This is a genomic window from Bacillus salacetis (assembly GCF_049177075.1).
GTDB lineage: Bacteria > Bacillota > Bacilli > Bacillales > Bacillaceae_B > Rossellomorea > Rossellomorea salacetis_A.
The window spans coordinates 3,520,220-3,538,788 of the sequence record NZ_CP185377.1 but is presented as its reverse complement, the minus strand read 5'-3'; the positions used below and the strand labels follow the sequence as shown (position 1 = coordinate 3,538,788).

The window sequence follows — 18,569 nt, the reverse complement described above, 5'->3', positions numbered from 1 at the left end:
CAAGAATAAGAATGGAAGGAGTTGTAAGTGGCTGTGTCTTTGAAATTGAGCGTATTAGATCAATCACCGATCGCAGAAGGGATGAGCCCTGAAACAGCTCTTAAAAATACAGTGGAATTGGCCAAGTACGTTGAAGAGTTAGGCTTCTCTCGCTTCTGGGTTTCAGAACATCATGATACAAATACCCTTGCCGGCTCTTCACCTGAAGTCCTGATTGCTCATCTGGCTGCGAAGACCGAGAAGATCCGAGTCGGGTCAGGCGGCGTGATGCTTCCGCATTACAGTGCCTATAAAGTAGCAGAGAACTTCCGGGTTCTGGAAGGACTCAATCCCGGACGAATCGATCTGGGGATAGGAAGGGCTCCGGGAGGGATGCCAAGAGCTTCCCTGGCATTGAATAACGGCAGCTACCGGGATGTGAACCAGTACCCTGAACAAATTGATGACCTGCTCGGATATCTTACGGATGAACTGCCTGAAAACAATCCATACGAAGGCCTGCAAGCATCGCCGATTGTAAGTACAAAGCCGGATGTGTGGATGCTTGGTTCAAGTCCATCCAGTGCCATGCTGGCGGCCCAAAAAGGGCTTCCTTATACCTTTGCTCAGTTCATAAACGGTGAGGGCGGTCCGCAGTATACTAATGACTATCGGAAGAACTTTACTCCTTCACCGTTCCTTGATAAGCCGAAAAATATGGCTGCGGTTTTCGTTATTTGCGCAGAAACAGATGAAGAGGCAGAAAGAGTGGCTTCCAGCATTGACCTGTCCATCATCATGGTCGAACAGGGAATGAGTTCGAAGGGGACACCAAGTCCTGAAAAAGCGGCTGCTTACCAATACAGTCCATTTGAAAGAGCAAGGATTGTTGAGAACCGCAAACGCATGGTAATCGGAAACCCACAGAAGGTTAAAAAGCAGCTGTTGGAACTGAGTGAACAGTATCAAACAGATGAAATCATGCTCGTGACCATCACATATGATTTTGAAGATAAGCTGAAGTCATTCAAGTTAGTGGCTGATGAGTTGCTGTGATTTACTGTCACCTTACTCAATGCAAGGCTGAAAAATATAACAAAAGGGATGTCCCATAGCGGGACATCCCTTATCTTTTTTCCAGAGCTACAATAAACGGAGGGTTATTGATGCCGTTCATGAATTGATAACGAAGGACATGGACATAATTTTGGTCGAGCCTTTCCACATATCTAAGAATGTAGTCTCTTTCGACAGCTCCTTCGCGGTGTCCATGATAGATGACAAGGACGATGATTCCTTCGGGTGCCATCATATCCAGAAGGGCTTCTATTGCTTTAATCGTAGTTTTCGGCCTGGTGACAATTTCCTTATCCCCGCCTGGTAAATAGCCAAGATTAAAAACGGCCCCTGTTACTTTCCCGTAGTGTACAGGGGGAATGACATTGCCCACTGTTTCGTGGCCTTGTTTAAAAAGAGTCACCCTGTCCTGTAAGTTGTGCGTGTGTAGCCTTTCCCTTGTATTGAAAAGGGCGTCTTCCTGAATGTCAAAACCGTACACGCGGCCATTTTCCCCTACCAGTTGTGCGAGGAAAAGCGTGTCGTGCCCGTTTCCTAAGGTTGCATCAATGGTGATATCTCCAGGTTTTACTGCCGTGGCAAGCAGGTTGCGTGCAAACGGGAGGACTCTTTCAAGCTTCATACTTCCACCCCCGCCTTATAAAATTTTCCCTGCCAGCTGTCTCTGCGCTGAAGTTCAGTATCTATGGCATTCAGGACATTCCATTTGTTAACACTCCACATCGGCCCGATCATTAAGTCGATAGGCCCATCCCCGGTAATCCGGTGGACAATCATTTCAGGAGGCAGGATTTCCAGTTGATCACAGACAAGGCTGACATATTCATCGAATGAAAGGAATTCAAGCTGTCCTTTTTCGTACTGCTTCACCATCGGAGTGCCTTTGAGTAAATGAAGAAGGTGAATCTTTATTCCCTGTACATCAAGCTTGGCGACTTCTTTGGCCGTTTCCATCATCATCCTGTAATCTTCCTGAGGGAGTCCGTTGATAATATGGGAACAGACGCGGATGCCATGCTTTCTTAGCTTATTCACACCTTCCACATAACATTGATAATCATGTGCCCGGTTGATCAGTCCGGCCGTTTTTTCATGAACGGTCTGAAGCCCGAGCTCCACCCAGAGATAGGTCCTTTCATTCAGTTCTGCAAGGTATTCAACTACATCGTCCGGCAGGCAGTCGGGCCTTGTTGCAATTGAGATGCCGACGACTCCTTCCTGTTTCAGGACCGTTTCATATTTTTCCCTGAGCTCTTCAACAGGTGCATGCGTATTGGTGAAGGCTTGGAAGTAGGCCATGTACTTGCCGTCTTTCCATTTGCGATGCATTCTTTCTTTTATATCATTAAACTGCTTCTCAAGGGGATCGACACGGCTTCCGGCAAAGTCTCCTGAACCTGCAGCGGAGCAAAAGGTGCAGCCTCCGTAGGCAACAGTGCCGTCACGGTTGGGACAGTCAAATCCTCCATCCAAAGCTACTTTAAAAACTTTATGTCCAAAGTGATTGCGCAAATGATAATTCCATGTATGATACCGTTTTACGTCAGCGGCATACGGAAATGGGTTTGTCTTGTTGATGACAAACACCTCCTTAAGTCTCTCTCTGTAGTCATAATAGAAGCATTTTACCATGAAAAGACAGCATATCCAATTACAGCAGGGTTACAGTTGAAGAAGGAAAAAATTTCTACTGATGAATCCATTACTATAACAAACAATAATCACAGAAGCATAGCTTCATTCTGAAGTTTTTGGAGGGATAACGATGGCGACTAGACAATCTGTGGATGAGTGCCTGCAAAAGTGTGAAGATGCACTGCGTTATGCACAGGAACAATATAAAGCAGGAACAAAACAGGAACATTATCATGATCAGGAATATACAGATGCCATGCAGAAAGTGGAAGAAGCGGTCAATGACATCAGACACCTCGCTAATAGTGCCAACTCACAACAGCGTGATCAGCTTCACAGGATGCGTTTGCAGCTTCAGCAATTCCAAAATGAAATGGTTCTGTTAGACCATGATCCAGAATCAGTGGGAGGGAAACTGCATTGAAGAAACGTTCTAAACAAAATAACCCGGAACAGAAAACGCAAACCGCGGAAAGAAATCTGGATACGGAGTTTGGGGAAGAATACAATCCGGTAAAAGAAGTTAAAAAAAAGAATCAGAAACGGGCTCAGCCTGTGAAGTCCAAGAATAGAGAACTGGAAAATTAGAGATAAAAAGAGGAGTGCCGGAATAATTCCGGCACTCCTGATCATTAATTCAACTTAGTTATCCGGCCTTCGATTTGCGGATTCACTTCGCCTTTTGTCTGGATATAGTTCACTAATGCATCCAGATCCACTACGTTGATTGTGCGGTCAGCAATCGTCGCCAGGATGGCATATCCGTCACCGCCGTCAGCCATATAGTTGTTGACTGTGATGCTGTAAGTTTGAGCAGGAACAACTGCTGTTCCGTCATTGGCAATGAGAGAAACGATACGGTCTCCCGCTGGACGGGTTTCATCGTACGTTACCTCTAGTCCGGAAACATGCATGATTCTTGTTTTGGATCCCCATTGCTGCTCGAACAGTTCTTTGATTTGAGCGCCTGTAATATTCATTGTCACCAAATCATTTCCGAACGGCTGAACAGTAAAGGCTTCCTTCCAAGTGATTTCCCCGGCATCAATATCCCCGCGGACACCGCCTGAGTTCATAAAGGCAAAGTCAGTGCCTGTCTGGGCTCTCATCGAGTCAGCAATCAGGTTCCCCATTGGCGACTCACCCGCAGCATTTGTTTCTCTGCTGATGTATTCAGTTGCTGTACCGATTACTCTGTTTAAAATTGGAGCAACATCAGCAATATAACCATCAAGAACAGCTTTAATTTCTGCATCAGGTTCGATACCGTCACGATAAGTTGTCACGATTTCAGCCGTTTTGCTTATGAAATCATTCGTGTCCGGATCGATCAGTAAATCAACGTCAGAGAAAGCTGTACCATAAGAAAAGGATTGAACAAGAAGCTTGCCATCTACCGTCGCATTTGTGTAAGCGTGGTTATGTCCACCGAATAGTACATCGACTTCATCATCGACGGCAGCAGCAATCTCGGCAAGTTCCCCGGTTGCAACACCATCAGTGGAATTAACAGGGCTATGAGTCAGAACCACAATCGCCTCGACGCCCTGAGCTTTCAATTCTTCAGTATACTTATTGATTGCTTCTGCTTCATCAGTGAATTTCACACCCGCTGTTCCGCTTGGAATAACGATTCCAGGGGTATCGGAGTAAGAAACACCGATGAACCCAACCGGCACTCCGCCGATTTCTTTGATTGCATATGGATCAAGGATCGGTTCACCAGTCTCTTCATCCACAACGTTTGCTGCTAAGTAGCCAAAATCGGCACCTTCGAACTCACCGTATTTCTCGGCTGTTTTTTCATGGCTGCCGCCGGAAATCAAGCGGTTCATTTCTTCTACGCCTTCATCGAATTCGTGGTTTCCTACTGTTCCAAGGTCAAAGCCGATGCGGTTCAAGATATCGATTGTCGGCTCATCTTGCAGCAGTGCGGAAACTGGTGAGCTTGCCCCGACTGCATCACCTGCATGGACCATCAAGGTATTGTCAACTTCTGCTTCTCTTTGCTTCAGGTAAGCTGCAAGGTACTCAACTCCGCCTGCATTGATCTTACTGTTATACGTATCCAGCTGTCCGTGGAAGTCATTGATTCCCAATAATTGAAGAGCAATCGGGAATTCTACATTATACTTTCCATAGCCTTCTGGAGCTTCAGAAACAAATTCAATAGAATCATCTGCCGGAAGAGCTTTTTGGGCATCCATGGATGTCTGGAATGTCACGTTTACCTTAGAGCTGACAGGTGCGAACTTCCAGTTGCCGTCCGCTGTTGGGTCGATTGAACCTCGTTCACGGATAAAGTCAATGATTGCCTGGCGGTTTTCATCAGGGTAGATCTCTGTCTGTGTGCTGTTTTTAACGCCAGGGAATGTGCCGCTTGCACGATAGTTATTCGTCACAACCAGGAACTCTTGATCAAAATCAATTGGTTCACCATTGTATTCAAGGTTCTTGATGCGGTTTGCATCAGCGTTAACAAGCTTGCCGTCTTTATCGTATTTGGCTGGTTCCGTAACATCAATCTCATACGAAACACCATCGATGACATCATAGTTGTAAGTAGGGAAGCCACTGTTTAACAAAGATTGTTCTTCACTTACACTTTCGTCAATCTGCTTGAATTGCCCTGCTGACATTTCAAGCCATTCTTTTACATCAGCACCGGTGATTTTTACCGTTGCCACTGTATTTGGATATAGATACAGATCAGCTACGTTCTTGATGGCAATTTCACCTTCAGGAATATATGTGTAGTAGCTCGATCCGTTTCTTCCTGCTTTAAACGGAGCTCCAGCAGACAGGATTGGAAGATCGGCGTCAGCAGTTCCGGCCAATTGTTTTTCAATATACCACTTTTGCGCATTCGTTACGATCTGAATGGAAGGGTCATCCTGTACAAGGGCAAAGTAACTGTGAATATCAGCTGTCGTTGTTCCAACAGGCTGATTAACGTAGTTGACGGTTCCTTCATGCGCTTCTTTTACTGCATCCAGGATCTCCTGGTCTGCATCAACCAAAGGTGTTTTAGTCCCTTTATCATAAATCGCTCTCAGGTTGGTTTCTGAGTTTTTAACTTCCCATTTCCCTTTTACTTTTTCAATTGTAAGGTCCATGACGCCAAGCTGATTGCCCCAGCTTCCAGGCATAACAACCGGTACACCATTGATCGTGCCTTTATCAAGGTCAACACCAGGCAGACTTCCGAAATCCCCCGGGAAGTTCAAGTGGTTATGTCCGGAGATGATGGCATCTACACCTTCAACTTTCGTCAGATCATAAGCAGCGTTTTCTTCCATTTCCACTCTCTGCTCATCACCGATACCCGAGTGTGAAAGGACAACGATCAGGTCTGCGCCTTCCTCTTTCATTTTAGGAATATTCTTTTCTACAGAATCTACGATATCTTTTGTGATGACTTTACCATCAAGATTGGCTTTGTCCCACTGAACAATCTGAGGAGTGACGGCACCGATGACGCCTACCTTGATCACTTTCGTTTTACCTGAAGTATCGACTACTTTTTTCTTGAGTATTTCATAAGGTTTTACATAGTTTTCATCATTAGAAGGGTCATTGTCCCCATCTTCCTTATAGATATTTGAATTGACGTATGGAAAAGGTGCATCATCCAGGACTTCATCCAGGTAATCCAGTCCATAGTTAAATTCATGGTTTCCTAGTGTTGCAGCATCATAGTCCAATAGTTCCATTGCCTGGAAGACTGGATGTTTTTCGCCATCTTCCAAAACGTCGACTTTTGCCTTGTAATCACCAAGCGGATTCCCTTGGATCAGATCTCCGTTATCAAATAACAAAGTGTTTTCTTTCTCAGCTCTTGCTTGTTTGATCAGTGTAGCGGTTTTGGCAAGGCCGAATTCATCAGTAGATGCATCTTTGTAATAATCATAGTTGTAGAGATGTGTATGAATGTCCGTTGTACCCAGGATCCTTAATTCTACTTCATGTTTTCCGGGACTGGCAGGTTTCCCGGCATGATCAGGCTTTTGAGCCATAACCGTCTCCCAGGAAATTGGTGAAGCGAGTACGGATAATGCCATGGCTGTTGCGGCAGCTGTTCTTCCAACTTTCTTGCGGAAGTTTTTGTTCAAGTTTTCCATCCCCTTAATAATAGATTCAATTCCAACTATAATTATAGGGGTTTGTATAATTGTGGGAATGGTCTAATAGTTGCGAGTTTTTTTAACCTTTCGTGTAATTATTGTAAATAAGTAGTCCTTTGGAACCGCTTTCTTTTTTTAAAACTATTAATCAGTAAGATTCGTTCTTTCTCTTTCGTGGTAAAAGAAAAGTATAAAGGTTATATAGAAGGAGGATGAGTATGGAATCTTTGAAAGAACTTTTGAAAGAACTGCTGTTAATCAACAGCTCGACTAGAGAAGGCAGCAATAAGGCGGTCGAATTCTGCGGTCAATGGCTTGAGGAAAATGGACTGCCGGTCAATATCATCCAAAATAATGGCTATAAAATGCTTGTGTCTGAAATAGGCAGCGGAGATAAGAAGGTCATCTTCAATGGACATATTGATGTTGTCAGCGGCCATGATGAACAATTCATCCCGCGGGAAAAAAATGAAAAGATATATGCCCGGGGCTCCGCCGATATGAAAGCGGGGGTTGCCTGTATGATGCAAACGATGGTCGCTTTAAAGGATAAGGGTCTCAATACCAAGATTCAGCTTCAGATCGTCTCAGATGAAGAAATCGGAGGATTTAACTGTACAGGCTATCTCGTTGAAGAAGGGTATACAGGTGACTTTGTCATCTCTTCCGAACCGACTCAGCTGGGCATTGCCTTGCAGGCAAAAGGTGTTCTAAGGCTCAATGTGGAAGTGGACGGGGAGCCTGCGCATGGCAGCAGACCTTGGGAAGGCGTGAACGCCATTGAAAAAGCTTTTGATGTTCATAACAAGATTAAAGAACTTCCTTTCATGCAGGAAAGTTCAGAGTATTATCCAATGCCTTCATTAAACCTTGCCATTATTGAAGGCGGCGACGTTTATAATAAGGTTCCGGAAAAGTGCATGCTGAAGTATGATATACGATATCTGCCGGAACAGAACAAGGACCGTGTTGTTCAGGAGATAGAGGAAGCAGTGGAAGGTCCTGTGTTTATTTCGATGTTCAGTAAACCGGTAAGAACCGATATAGATGATTATTATGTTCAGAAAATCAAAGCGGCGGTCGAGGAACACACAGGAGAAGAGGCTGTATTTTTCGGTCAGCATGGGGCGGCGGACACTCAATTCTTCGCCCAGCTCGGCATTCCGGCAATTGAATTCGGTCCAGTCGGGGAAAACTGGCACGGAAACAGGGAAAATGTTGAAATCGACTCGCTCTATATGTATCATAAGATGCTGATTGATTTCGCGCACAGTGTTTAATTTTTTATAAAGGCAGCTTCGGCTGTCTTTTTTTGTTGAACTGAGTTTTATTAGGAAAGTTCTGGACATTCATCCTGTTTTTGGAATTATCTCTCTATTTCAAATCGTATTGCAGAGGAGGATGAAAACCCCTATAATCATTTTGGGAATCGAAATATCTATAGGGAAAGGAAGCGCTCATTATGCCTAAATCATTGTGGCTGTTAATCGCTGGTATGATGGTGAATGTCACGGCAGCATCATTTTTATGGCCGCTGAACACCATCTATATCAACTCGCATCTTGGCAAATCATTATCAGTCGCTGGATTGGTTCTGATGTTGAATGCCGGGGCAAGTGTCATTGGGAATCTGTTCGGAGGAAGCCTCTTTGACAAAATTGGGGGATACCGCTCAATTTTAACCGGAATCATCATTACCCTGCTGGCACTTGTCGGCATGAACTTCTATCACGGATGGCCTCATTATGTGATTTTTCTTGCTATTGTCGGTTTTGGTTCAGGGATTGTTTTTCCATCTATGTACGCAATGGCAGGATCAGTCTGGCCTGAAGGCGGACGGAAGTCATTCAATGCAATCTATGTTGCGCAGAACGTCGGGGTTGCGGTCGGTGCCGCACTCGGGGGATTAGTCGCTTCTTATTCCTTTCAATATATCTTTCTTGCAAACTTGATTATGTACGTGGTTTTCTTTCTGATTGCATTCTTTGGGTACAAAAATATTTCCGTCAATACCGGGAAACAGACTTCACTTATCCAGGAAGGCGGCTTTATTAAAAACAAATCCAAGTTTACGGCTTTGATGCTGATATGTTCTGCCTATATTCTGTGCTGGATCGGCTATGTGCAATGGCAGTCAACGATTGCCAGTTATACACAGGAGATCAACATCAGCCTCAATCAATACAGCCTGCTCTGGACCATAAACGGAGCGTTGATTGTCCTGGCGCAGCCGCTGCTTTCAAAAATAATCAAACGTTTTGAAAATAACTTGAAAATGCAGATCCAGATTGGGATTGTCATCTTCATGATTTCATTCGGTTTTGCTGCTATGGCTGACGTTTTCCATATGTTTGCGATTGCGATGATCATCCTTACCATTGGGGAAATGCTGATCTGGCCGGCGGTGCCTACCATTGCCAACGACCTGGCACCTAAAGGAAGAGAAGGGTTCTATCAGGGAATCGTCAACAGTACAGCAACCGGCGGAAGAATGATCGGTCCGCTGTTAGGCGGAATCATGGTCGACCTTTTCGGAATTTCAGCGCTGTTCACTTCGCTTATCGGGTTATTCGCTGTGGCGATTGTCATCACAGCAGTTTATGACAGATCCCTTAAGAAAAATGAAACTGTGTCTGTTTCCATTTCATAATCTCAAAGGCTATCTTCTTTAATGAAGGTAGTCTTTTTTGTTTGTAATTATTTATATATTTAACTCTTACATTTTCTCTACCATTTCTTAATATTAGATTAACACTAGATTCCTATAATGATTCTTGTAATAAGAATTTGGGAGGGAATTGACAATGATCAGCAAAAAATTAAAAAAGAAGCTTCTGCCTTTGGCCGTTATGTCTACTGTAGCTTTTGGAAGTTTAGCGGGAACATCGGCGGTTGCAGATGCAAAGGGACCTCAGAAAGCAGATAATGCAGAAATCAAAAATGTAATCTTCCTGATTGGAGACGGTATGGGAGTATCTTATACTTCTGCTCATCGTTACCTAAAAGACAGCGCTGAATCCAAATTTGTGGACCGCACAGTACTTGACCAATACCTTGTTGGACAACAGATGACATACCCGGAGGATCCAGAGCAAAATGTTACAGACTCTGCCTCTGCAGCAACAGCAATGTCTGCAGGAATTAAAACATATAACAATGCAATTGCCGTTGATAATGATGGTCATGAAGTTAAGACAGTGCTGGAAGCGGCAAAGGAGCAAGGTAAATCTACCGGCCTGGTAGCTACATCAGAAATTACACATGCAACACCAGCATCTTTCGGTTCACATGATGAGAGCCGAAAAAACATGAACGCCATTGCGGATGACTACTTCGATGAAATGATTAACGGAGAGCATAAAGTGGATGTGCTTCTTGGCGGTGGGACGAACCTGTTTGTTCGAAGCGACCGAAATTTAATAGAAGAATTTCAACAAGACGGTTTCAGCTATGTAACAAATAAAGATGAATTGATGAAAGATAGAAATGGACAAGTTCTTGGTTTGTTTGCTGAGCGTGGTATGCCGAAGATGCTTGATAGGACAGAAGACATTCCTTCTCTTGAAGAAATGACGACTGCAGCCATTGACCGATTGAATAAAGATAAAGATGGTTTCTTCCTGATGATTGAAGGAAGCCAAATTGACTGGGCCGGACATGATAACGATATTGTTGGTGCCATGAGTGAAATGGAAGATTTCGAAAAAGCTTTCTCTGCAGCCATCGAGTTTGCAAAAAAAGATAAGCATACACTAGTCGTCGCGACAGCGGATCACTCTACTGGCGGATACTCTATCGGGGCAAACGGAATCTATAACTGGTTCGGTGAACCGATTAAAGCAGCAAAACGAACTCCTGACTTCATGGCGGCAGAAATTGCAAACGGAGCCAATGTCGAAGAAACACTTAAGAAGTATATAGATCTTGAATTAACTTCTGAAGAAATCCAGTCCGTTAAAGTGGCTGCTGCCGGGAACAAGGCAGTAAACATCGATAACGCCATCGAGAAAATCTTTGATGTCCGTTCAAACACAGGATGGACTACTGGCGGACATACAGGTGAAGACGTGCCGGTCTATGCTTTCGGACCTCATTCTGATCGTTTCAGAGGACAAATCGACAACACAGATAATGCAAAGATCATATTCGACCTGCTGGAAAAAGGCAAGAAAAAGACAGTCATCGAGGACAATTAACGTTAAGGAGCTCCCGCTGCTCACCAAAAGCAGCGGGAGGTCCTTATTATGAATGAAGGAGTTTAGATATGAAAAAGCTGGTTCTGATTTTCCTGCTTATAGGAACTGTATTATATGGCTGTTCAGACAATAGCAGCCCGGCATCCTCTGGGGAAAAAGAGGTAAAAGCCGCAAGCGGTTATGACAGTGATTATGCACCTAACCCACAGGTTCCAGATGATCGCACACTCTTGAAAAAAGCAGATTCCCATCTTGATGAAAAAGGTGAAGTGACCCTGATTAACGGCAGTTTTCCAGGAGACGTCCACGAACTGGGGCCCATTAAATTAACAGTGCATGATACCAAGTTGATTCACCTGGTTCCTGATTACAGTCTGATTGATTATTTCCATGTACTGACTCATGAAGAGGAATTCGATTTTTTAAAGTTATTTGTGGAAATAGAAAACGCATCCGATTCATCCGTTAACTTTGCTCCCATAGCCTTGCTGGAGACGAATACGGGCGAGAAAATTGATTGGGAAAAAGATATCTACCTGGAAGAGTTGAACGGGGAATTGAAGGGTGGAGACAAGAAAAAAGGGAATCTTGGCTTTATTCTTGAGGATGCTGAAAACCTTGACTGGATTGAGATTACAACAAGTGATGTTTTCGATGAAAAGGCAAATAAGATTCAAGAATCGAAAAAAATTCGGATCGAGTTATAGAAAAACTCTCAGGACACTCTGCCTGAGAGTTTTTTACCTATTAATCTATTTTCTGATTGGAGCAATGTTATGGTTATGGTAGAAACGGTTATCCGGATCATATTTGGTTTTTACCTCAACCAGACGGTCATGGTTTTCTCCGTGGGTCGCTTTGATTACTTCTTCACCAGGTTCGATGCCGTTTAGATACGAAGCGTTTCGATGAGAGTGTTCCAAAAGACCGCTGTACACGGAGTCCACCCATTTTTTGCAAAGTTCTTCTGGTACATGCATAGCCATCATGTCGACGAGCAATACACAACTTGCATCACGCATGGAAAAGGCAGTTGCGTCTGCAGGGATGCGGTTCATTTTTCCATGCAGGGACCAGAGCTGAACCAGTACACTTGGGGCAGGTGCACTATCGATTTTGCTCAGCAGTGTATCCACCGTTTCCTCAGTCAATTCTTTAAAGTATAAAGATGTTCCATACACAGGGATGTGATTTTCCACCATGATATCCAGCTTGCTTTGGAGTGCTGTATATGACATGACACTCGTTCCATCAACGATTGGCTCAGCCAGCTTACGGAGAGGCTGGATTGCTGTCTCCCCTTCTTTAGGATCACCTGCATACATTCCAGTAATCATCACGACTTTCTTCATGTGAAGGAACTCCGGAAGAAATGGTGCTGGCGGCAAGGTAGTAGCAGTGATGTTGATGGAAATTTCATCAGGTGCGTCACTCATGAACTTTTGAGCTTTTAAAATAATTTCCTTTGCATCCTTATAATCGTACATTACATCAAGGGCGAGGACCTCAGGACCCACTTCATGAAGCTGAAATTGGAACTCGGTTACAACACCGAAATTTCCACCGCCGCCACGCAAAGCCCAAAACAGGTCAGGGTGATTGTCTTCATTGATTTCCAGTAATTCACCTTCTGCCGTCACCAGTTTGGCACCTGCAAGGTTGTCACAAGTCAGGCCGTACTTTCCTCTTAAGTAACCAAGTCCCCCGCTTAATGCAAGTCCGGCAACGCCTGTTTCCGAAACAGTCCCTGTTGGCACGGCAAGGCCATACTTCTGTGTTTCTTTGTCAATGTCCTGAAGCAGTGCCCCGCCTTGTACATAAGCAATTTTATTGTCTTCATTTACAGTGACTTTTCTCATCTGGGACAGGTCGATCATCACTCCGTCATCACACACCGCCGTGCCGGCTACATGATGACCGCCTCCTCTGATGGAAATAGATAAACCGTTCTCGTTTGCGAACTTGACAGCTGCCATTACATCCTCAGCAGATTCACAAACGACGATTGCGCCGGGCTTTCGGTCTATAGCACCATTCCATACTTTCCTCGTTTCATCATACTTATCTTGGTGGGGCAGGATTAAACGGCTGCCAACCTTTTTCTCCAGTGTTTCAAACATGTTTTTTTCCTCCTGTTTTATGTAGGTGTTTCAAGCTTTTATTATGTATAATAGGTATATCGCTTGGAGTTCATTATAACACACAAAATACTATTTATGGGTCTGATTTCCAAAAATAAAGGATGTTTTTCCTGGTCCTTATTTCATGCCGATGCAGAGAGAAAGCAGTCCAGAATAAAATATTTAACTTTTTAGGCTTGCAACACAGTATATTTTTGCATAAAATAGTGAATACAATAGTTGTATATAATTCAACGTTGATAAGGAGCAGTAGTGATGTGGAGCCGCTTTAGAGAGTTGACGGCAGGTGCAAGTCAACCGGAAACCATCATGAACTCGCCTTTGAGTTGCAGGTGTGAACCTAAGTAATGCCTGCCGTTTTCCGCGTTAAGGATGGAATCAAGTGAGTGCGTGTACACTAATCTGGGTGGTACCGCGGGAGATTATCAAAGACCTCTCGTCCCAATTATTATTTTTAATAATTGGGGCGGGAGTTTTTTATTGGGCTTTTTTAATAGAAACCCGACACAACCAAAAGAAAAGGGAGGTTCCACAATGAGCTTTAACCACAAAGACATTGAACAAAAGTGGCAGCACTATTGGGAAGAACACAAAACATTCAAAACTGAAACGGAACGGGATAAACCGAAATTCTATGCATTGGATATGTTTCCATATCCATCAGGTGCCGGCCTTCATGTAGGCCACCCTGAAGGATATACAGCAACAGACATCCTTTCACGCATGAAAAGAATGCAAGGCTACAACGTGCTTCATCCAATGGGATGGGATGCATTCGGGCTTCCAGCTGAGCAATATGCATTGGATACAGGAAATGATCCGGCAGAATTCACGGAAAAAAATATCAACACATTCCGCCGCCAGATCAAATCACTAGGGTTTTCTTATGACTGGGACCGCGAAGTCAATACGACTGACCCTCATTACTATAAGTGGACTCAATGGATTTTTACAAAGCTGTATGAAAAAGGCCTTGCTTATGTTGATGAAGTAGCCGTGAACTGGTGCCCCGCGCTTGGAACGGTACTTGCCAATGAAGAAGTCATCGATGGAAAAAGCGAGCGCGGAGGACATCCGGTTGAGCGCCGTCCAATGAGACAGTGGATGCTTAAGATTACGGCATACGCTGACCGCCTTCTTGAAGACCTTGAAGAAGTTGACTGGCCTGAAAGCATTAAAGACATGCAGCGTAACTGGATCGGCCGTTCTGAAGGAGCGGAAGTCAATTTCGCAATCGACGGAACAGATAAGAAGTTCACGGCATTCACTACACGCCCTGACACTCTTTTCGGGGCTACTTATGCGGTATTGGCGCCGGAGCATCCATTAGTTGATGAAATCACAACGAGCGGGCAAGAAGAAGCTGTCTCTGCTTATATTGATAAAGTTAAAGCAAAGAGTGACCTTGAACGTACTGACCTTGCAAAAGATAAATCAGGCGTCTTCACTGGTGCATATGCGATCAACCCTATCAACGGCGGCAAAATGCCGATCTGGATTGCCGACTACGTATTGATGAGCTATGGAACAGGTGCCATCATGGCCGTCCCTGCACACGATGAGCGTGATTATGAATTCGCTCAAAAATTCGATCTGCCAATCAAAGAAGTTGTTGCCGGCGGAGATGTAGAAAAAGAAGCGTACACTGGCGACGGTGAGCATGTTAACTCTGACTTCTTGAACGGACTTGGCAAAGAAGAGGCGATTACAAAAGCAATCGAGTGGCTTGAAAAAGAAGGTGTCGGTGAGAAGAAAACGACTTACCGTCTAAGAGACTGGCTGTTCAGCCGCCAGCGCTATTGGGGCGAGCCGATTCCAGTCATCCATTGGGAAGACGGCACGACAACAACTGTACCGGTTGAAGAGCTGCCTTTGACTCTTCCGAAAACGACTGAAATCAAGCCGTCCGGAACAGGCGAATCCCCTCTTGCCAACATCAGCGAGTGGGTAAACGTAACAGACCCTGAAACAGGGAAAAAAGGACGCCGTGAAACGAACACAATGCCGCAGTGGGCAGGAAGCTGCTGGTACTACCTTCGTTACATCGACCCTCATAATGATGAGGCGATTGCAAGCGAAGAAAACCTCAATCACTGGCTTCCGGTTGATATGTACATCGGTGGTGCAGAGCATGCGGTCCTTCACTTGCTGTATGCACGTTTCTGGCACAAGTTCCTATATGATATCGGTGTAGTGCCAACGAAAGAGCCATTCCAAAGATTGTTCAATCAGGGAATGATCCTTGGTGAAAACAATGAGAAGATGAGTAAGTCAAAAGGCAACGTGGTCAATCCGGATGAAATCGTCTCAACTCATGGTGCAGATACGCTTCGCATGTACGAAATGTTCATGGGACCTCTTGAAGCATCTGTTGCATGGAGCGAAAACGGACTTGATGGTTCCCGCCGCTTCCTTGACCGTGTCTGGAGACTTCTTGTTGACGAGAACGGAAACATCAGTGAGAAAGTGAAAGACGAAGCGAACAAGGATCTTGAAAAGACGTATCACCAAACTGTGAAAAAAGTGACTGAAGACTTTGAAGGACTTCGTTTCAACACTGGTATTTCTCAAATGATGGTCTTCATCAATGACGCTTACAAAGCAAATGTCCTTCCTAAGGAATATATCGAAGGGTTTGTGAAATTGCTTGCACCGGTTACTCCTCATATTGCGGAAGAGCTTTGGAGCAAGCTTGGCCATGAAGGAACTCTTGCTTATGCAGATTGGCCGGCATATGATGAGTCCAAACTGGTAAGCAATGAAATCGAAATCGTCTTCCAGGTGAATGGAAAAGTTCGTGCGAAGCTGACTGTGCCTCGTGACATCAGCAGAGATGAACTTGAGAAAATCGCCCTTGAGGACGGAAAAGTTCAGGAATTCATCGAAGGCAAGACAGTAAGAAAAGTGATTGCCGTTCCTGGCAAACTTGTTAACATCGTAGCAAATTAATTTTTGATCAGCCGGTGCCCCATGGGTGCCGGCCTTCTTATTTTTCCCTTGTATAGAGCTTTGATATAATGAAAAAATAAAGCTGAAAGGTGGTTACATAAATGCCGGATTATAAAACAATCACGACAGATGAATTGAAAAAGATGCTTGATGAGGGAGCAAATCTTGAATTAGTAGATGTCCGCGAAGATGAAGAAGTAGCAGAGGGCATGATTCCTCAGGCGAAACATATTAAAATGGGTGATATTCCTGAGTCTCTGGACAAGTTTGAAAAAGAAAAAGAGTACATCCTGATCTGCCGCTCCGGCAACCGCAGCGGTAAAGTCAGCCAGTTCATGCATGACCGCGGCTACAAAGTCGTCAACATGGAAGGCGGCATGCTGGAGTGGGAAGGCGAAACCCAGCCGAAGGATCAATGCATATAAGTTAGTTTGGAGCACGCTTTGGGCGTGCTTTTTATTTTGGGGAGGCGGCTCGCAGGAATATTTTTGTCGTATATTGTCTAATCGCCGATAAATGGGAAAAATCGCCGATAAAGTTGGATTATCGCTGATAAATTTCTGGAATCGCCGATAAACCTGCCCCAATCGCTGATGAATTTTAAAAATCGCTGATACGACTGCAGTATCTCGAAGGAAGCCAGGTGAATATCGATATTCGACAGGCTTCTGCCGATAAACGACAGGATTTGGTTGTTATTCGACAAAGAATGGTCGATAAACGACAAGGTACAGTCGATATTCGACATGCATGCGGATTTTCGTGAAGAAAAAAAGCCAGGGCTGCCCCCTGGCTTTACTCTTCTAGTAGGCACGCGCCCAATATACAAGACTTTCCGCTTCTTTACCGCAGCAAACACATTCGTCAGAAACTTTTTCTTCATCAAAAGGAATGCAGCGGGAAGTGGCACCGGTTTCCTCTTTAATTTTGTCCTCGCATGCCTGGTCGCCGCACCACATGGCTTTGATGAATCCTTTGTTGGTATTGAGTTTTTCAGTGAACTCTTCAAAATTCAAGGCTACACTTGTTTTTTCTTCACGATGTTTTAAGGCTTTTTGGAATAGATTGTTCTGTACATCATCCAGAAGTTGAGCGATCTTGCTCTCCAGTTCATCAATGGCAACCGTAACTTTTTCGCCTGTATCGCGGCGAGCGATGATGACCTGATTTTGCTCGATGTCGCGCGGGCCGGCTTCCAAACGAAGTGGGATCCCTTTCATTTCATACTCATTGAACTTCCAGCCAGGCTTTTTATCGCTTGCATCAATGCCAACCCGGAAAGAGCCGGCCAATCGATCTTTCAAATCATATGCAAAATCGAGCACACCTTCTTTATGCTGGGCAATTGGCACGATCATCAGTTGTGTCGGCGCCGCTTTTGGAGGGATGACCAAGCCGCGGTCGTCACCATGGACCATGATCATTGCTCCAATGATTCGGGTTGTGAAGCCCCAGGAAGTCTGCTGGACATACTGAAGGTTGCCTTCCCGGTCGGAGAACTGGATGCCGAACGCTTTGGCAAACCCGTCACCCAGATGGTGGGAGGTACCGGACTGCAGGGCTTTTCCGTCATGCATCAGGCTTTCGATGGTATACGTATATTTTGCTCCAGCAAATTTCTCTTTTTCTGTTTTTTGGCCTTTTATGACTGGAATGGCCAGAATGTTTTCGCAAAGTTCGGCGTAGACTTCAAGCATTTTTACTGTTTCTTCATGAGCCTCTTCATCCGTTTCATGGCACGTATGGCCTTCCTGCCATAGGAATTCAAGGGTGCGGAGGAACGGTCTTGTTGTTTTTTCCCATCTCACCACGTTTGCCCACTGATTATAAAGCTTTGGAAGGTCTCGGTAGGAATGGATGATATTTTTATAGTGCTCGCCGAAAAGGACTTCTGAAGTAGGGCGGACACACAGGCGTTCCTGCAGTTCTTCATCACCGCCGTGGGTGACCCAGGCTACTTCCGGAGCAAATCCTTCTATATGATCTTTTTCCCTTTGCAGAAGGCTTTCAGGAATAAAAAGCGGCATATAGACATTTTCGTGTCCTGTTTCTTTGATTTTTTTATCTAATGCATCTTTGATGTTTTCCCACAAGGCATATCCGTATGGACGGATGATCATCGACCCCCGGACACTGGAATAATCAATCAATTCGGCTTTTGTGACGACATCGGTATACCACTGGGCAAAATCTTCATCCATGCCAGTGATGCTTTTTACAAATTCTTTTCCCATTCCTTGCACCTCCGAAATTTTTCATATAAACAAAAAAAGCCCTGCCATGTCAGGGACCAGAAAAACTGGCGGTACCACCCTGATTCAAAGCAAAGCTTTACTCTCATATCATGATAACGGTTTGAACCGCTGTATGCGCTACAGAACTCAAAGGCAGGTTCGAATGGCAGCCAATAGGAGCCTTGCAGCCTGGAGCTCCCTCTCTGTCAGTGACCAGATCATTCTACTAATCCT

General features: G+C 44.6%; 14 protein-coding genes and 2 other annotated features (1 of these 16 cut by a window edge). Of the genes, 9 read left to right on the top strand and 5 right to left on the bottom strand.

Annotated elements, in window-relative coordinates:
• Positions 1–33: 33 nt before the first annotated feature.
• Positions 34–1,035 (top strand): LLM class flavin-dependent oxidoreductase, encoded by a 1,002-nt coding sequence (locus tag ACOJQI_RS18410; RefSeq protein WP_421380725.1) that lies wholly within the window; start codon positions 34–36, stop codon positions 1,033–1,035.
• A 70-nt stretch (positions 1,036–1,105) separates the two neighbouring features.
• On the opposite strand, the gene ACOJQI_RS18405 is transcribed toward ACOJQI_RS18410, so the two are convergent.
• Positions 1,106–1,678: a class I SAM-dependent methyltransferase gene (locus ACOJQI_RS18405; protein WP_421380722.1), complete on the bottom strand. Its 573-nt coding sequence runs from the start codon at positions 1,676–1,678 to the stop codon at positions 1,106–1,108.
• A complete protein-coding gene (locus ACOJQI_RS18400) occupies positions 1,675–2,634 on the bottom strand; it encodes a TIGR01212 family radical SAM protein (RefSeq protein WP_421385508.1) in 960 nt (319 codons plus the stop codon). Before ACOJQI_RS18400 ends, ACOJQI_RS18405 begins: the two co-directional genes overlap by 4 nt.
• A 187-nt stretch (positions 2,635–2,821) precedes the next feature.
• On the opposite strand from ACOJQI_RS18400, the gene ACOJQI_RS18395 reads away from it, so the two are divergent.
• Positions 2,822–3,115 carry a YtzC family protein gene (locus tag ACOJQI_RS18395; RefSeq protein ID WP_421380719.1) on the top strand — a complete coding sequence of 98 codons (294 nt, stop codon included), beginning with the start codon at positions 2,822–2,824 and terminating at the stop codon, positions 3,113–3,115.
• Entirely contained in the window at positions 3,112–3,279 is a 168-nt protein-coding gene (locus ACOJQI_RS18390) for a glycogen biosynthesis protein GlgD (protein WP_421380716.1), read from the top strand. The genes ACOJQI_RS18395 and ACOJQI_RS18390 overlap by 4 nt, the downstream gene beginning before the upstream one ends.
• Before the next feature lie 44 nt (positions 3,280–3,323).
• On the opposite strand, the gene ACOJQI_RS18385 is transcribed toward ACOJQI_RS18390, so the two are convergent.
• Complete coding sequence (locus ACOJQI_RS18385; protein WP_421380713.1) at positions 3,324–6,803, bottom strand: bifunctional 2',3'-cyclic-nucleotide 2'-phosphodiesterase/3'-nucleotidase; 3,480 nt, start codon at positions 6,801–6,803, stop codon at positions 3,324–3,326.
• A gap of 230 nt (positions 6,804–7,033) precedes the next feature.
• Between ACOJQI_RS18385 and ACOJQI_RS18380 the strand changes: the two genes are divergently transcribed.
• The 4 genes from ACOJQI_RS18380 (at position 7,034) to ACOJQI_RS18365 (ending at position 11,718) form a co-directional block, all read left to right on the top strand.
• The gene (locus ACOJQI_RS18380) at positions 7,034–8,095 is read left to right on the top strand and encodes a M20 family metallopeptidase (RefSeq protein WP_421380710.1); all 1,062 of its coding nucleotides are present in this window, start codon (positions 7,034–7,036) and stop codon (positions 8,093–8,095) included.
• A gap of 182 nt (positions 8,096–8,277) precedes the next feature.
• The gene (locus ACOJQI_RS18375; protein ID WP_421380707.1) at positions 8,278–9,465 is read left to right on the top strand and encodes an MDR family MFS transporter; all 1,188 of its coding nucleotides are present in this window, start codon (positions 8,278–8,280) and stop codon (positions 9,463–9,465) included.
• A 154-nt stretch (positions 9,466–9,619) separates the two neighbouring features.
• Positions 9,620–11,011: an alkaline phosphatase gene (locus ACOJQI_RS18370; RefSeq protein ID WP_421380704.1), complete on the top strand. Its 1,392-nt coding sequence runs from the start codon at positions 9,620–9,622 to the stop codon at positions 11,009–11,011.
• Positions 11,012–11,079: 68 nt separating this feature from the next.
• Positions 11,080–11,718 carry a hypothetical protein gene (locus ACOJQI_RS18365; RefSeq protein ID WP_421380701.1) on the top strand — a complete coding sequence of 213 codons (639 nt, stop codon included), beginning with the start codon at positions 11,080–11,082 and terminating at the stop codon, positions 11,716–11,718.
• A 45-nt stretch (positions 11,719–11,763) separates the two neighbouring features.
• Here ACOJQI_RS18365 and ACOJQI_RS18360 read toward each other — a convergent pair whose 3' ends face one another.
• Entirely contained in the window at positions 11,764–13,131 is a 1,368-nt protein-coding gene (locus ACOJQI_RS18360; RefSeq protein ID WP_421380698.1) for an FAD-binding oxidoreductase, read from the bottom strand.
• Between the two features lie 248 nt (positions 13,132–13,379).
• Positions 13,380–13,599 (top strand) — a binding site (T-box leader).
• Between the two features lie 87 nt (positions 13,600–13,686).
• Here ACOJQI_RS18360 and leuS point away from each other — a divergent pair.
• The gene (leuS, locus tag ACOJQI_RS18355) at positions 13,687–16,101 is read left to right on the top strand and encodes a leucine--tRNA ligase (RefSeq protein ID WP_421380695.1); all 2,415 of its coding nucleotides are present in this window, start codon (positions 13,687–13,689) and stop codon (positions 16,099–16,101) included.
• Positions 16,102–16,202: 101 nt separating this feature from the next.
• Positions 16,203–16,526, top strand: coding sequence for a rhodanese-like domain-containing protein (locus tag ACOJQI_RS18350; protein WP_421380692.1), 324 nt, complete (start codon positions 16,203–16,205; stop codon positions 16,524–16,526).
• 378 nt (positions 16,527–16,904) lie between these two features.
• On the opposite strand, the gene proS is transcribed toward ACOJQI_RS18350, so the two are convergent.
• Positions 16,905–18,335 carry a proline--tRNA ligase gene (gene proS / locus ACOJQI_RS18345; RefSeq protein WP_421380689.1) on the bottom strand — a complete coding sequence of 477 codons (1,431 nt, stop codon included), beginning with the start codon at positions 18,333–18,335 and terminating at the stop codon, positions 16,905–16,907.
• A gap of 48 nt (positions 18,336–18,383) precedes the next feature.
• Positions 18,384–18,569: a binding site (T-box leader), on the bottom strand (it continues 15 nt past the right edge of the window).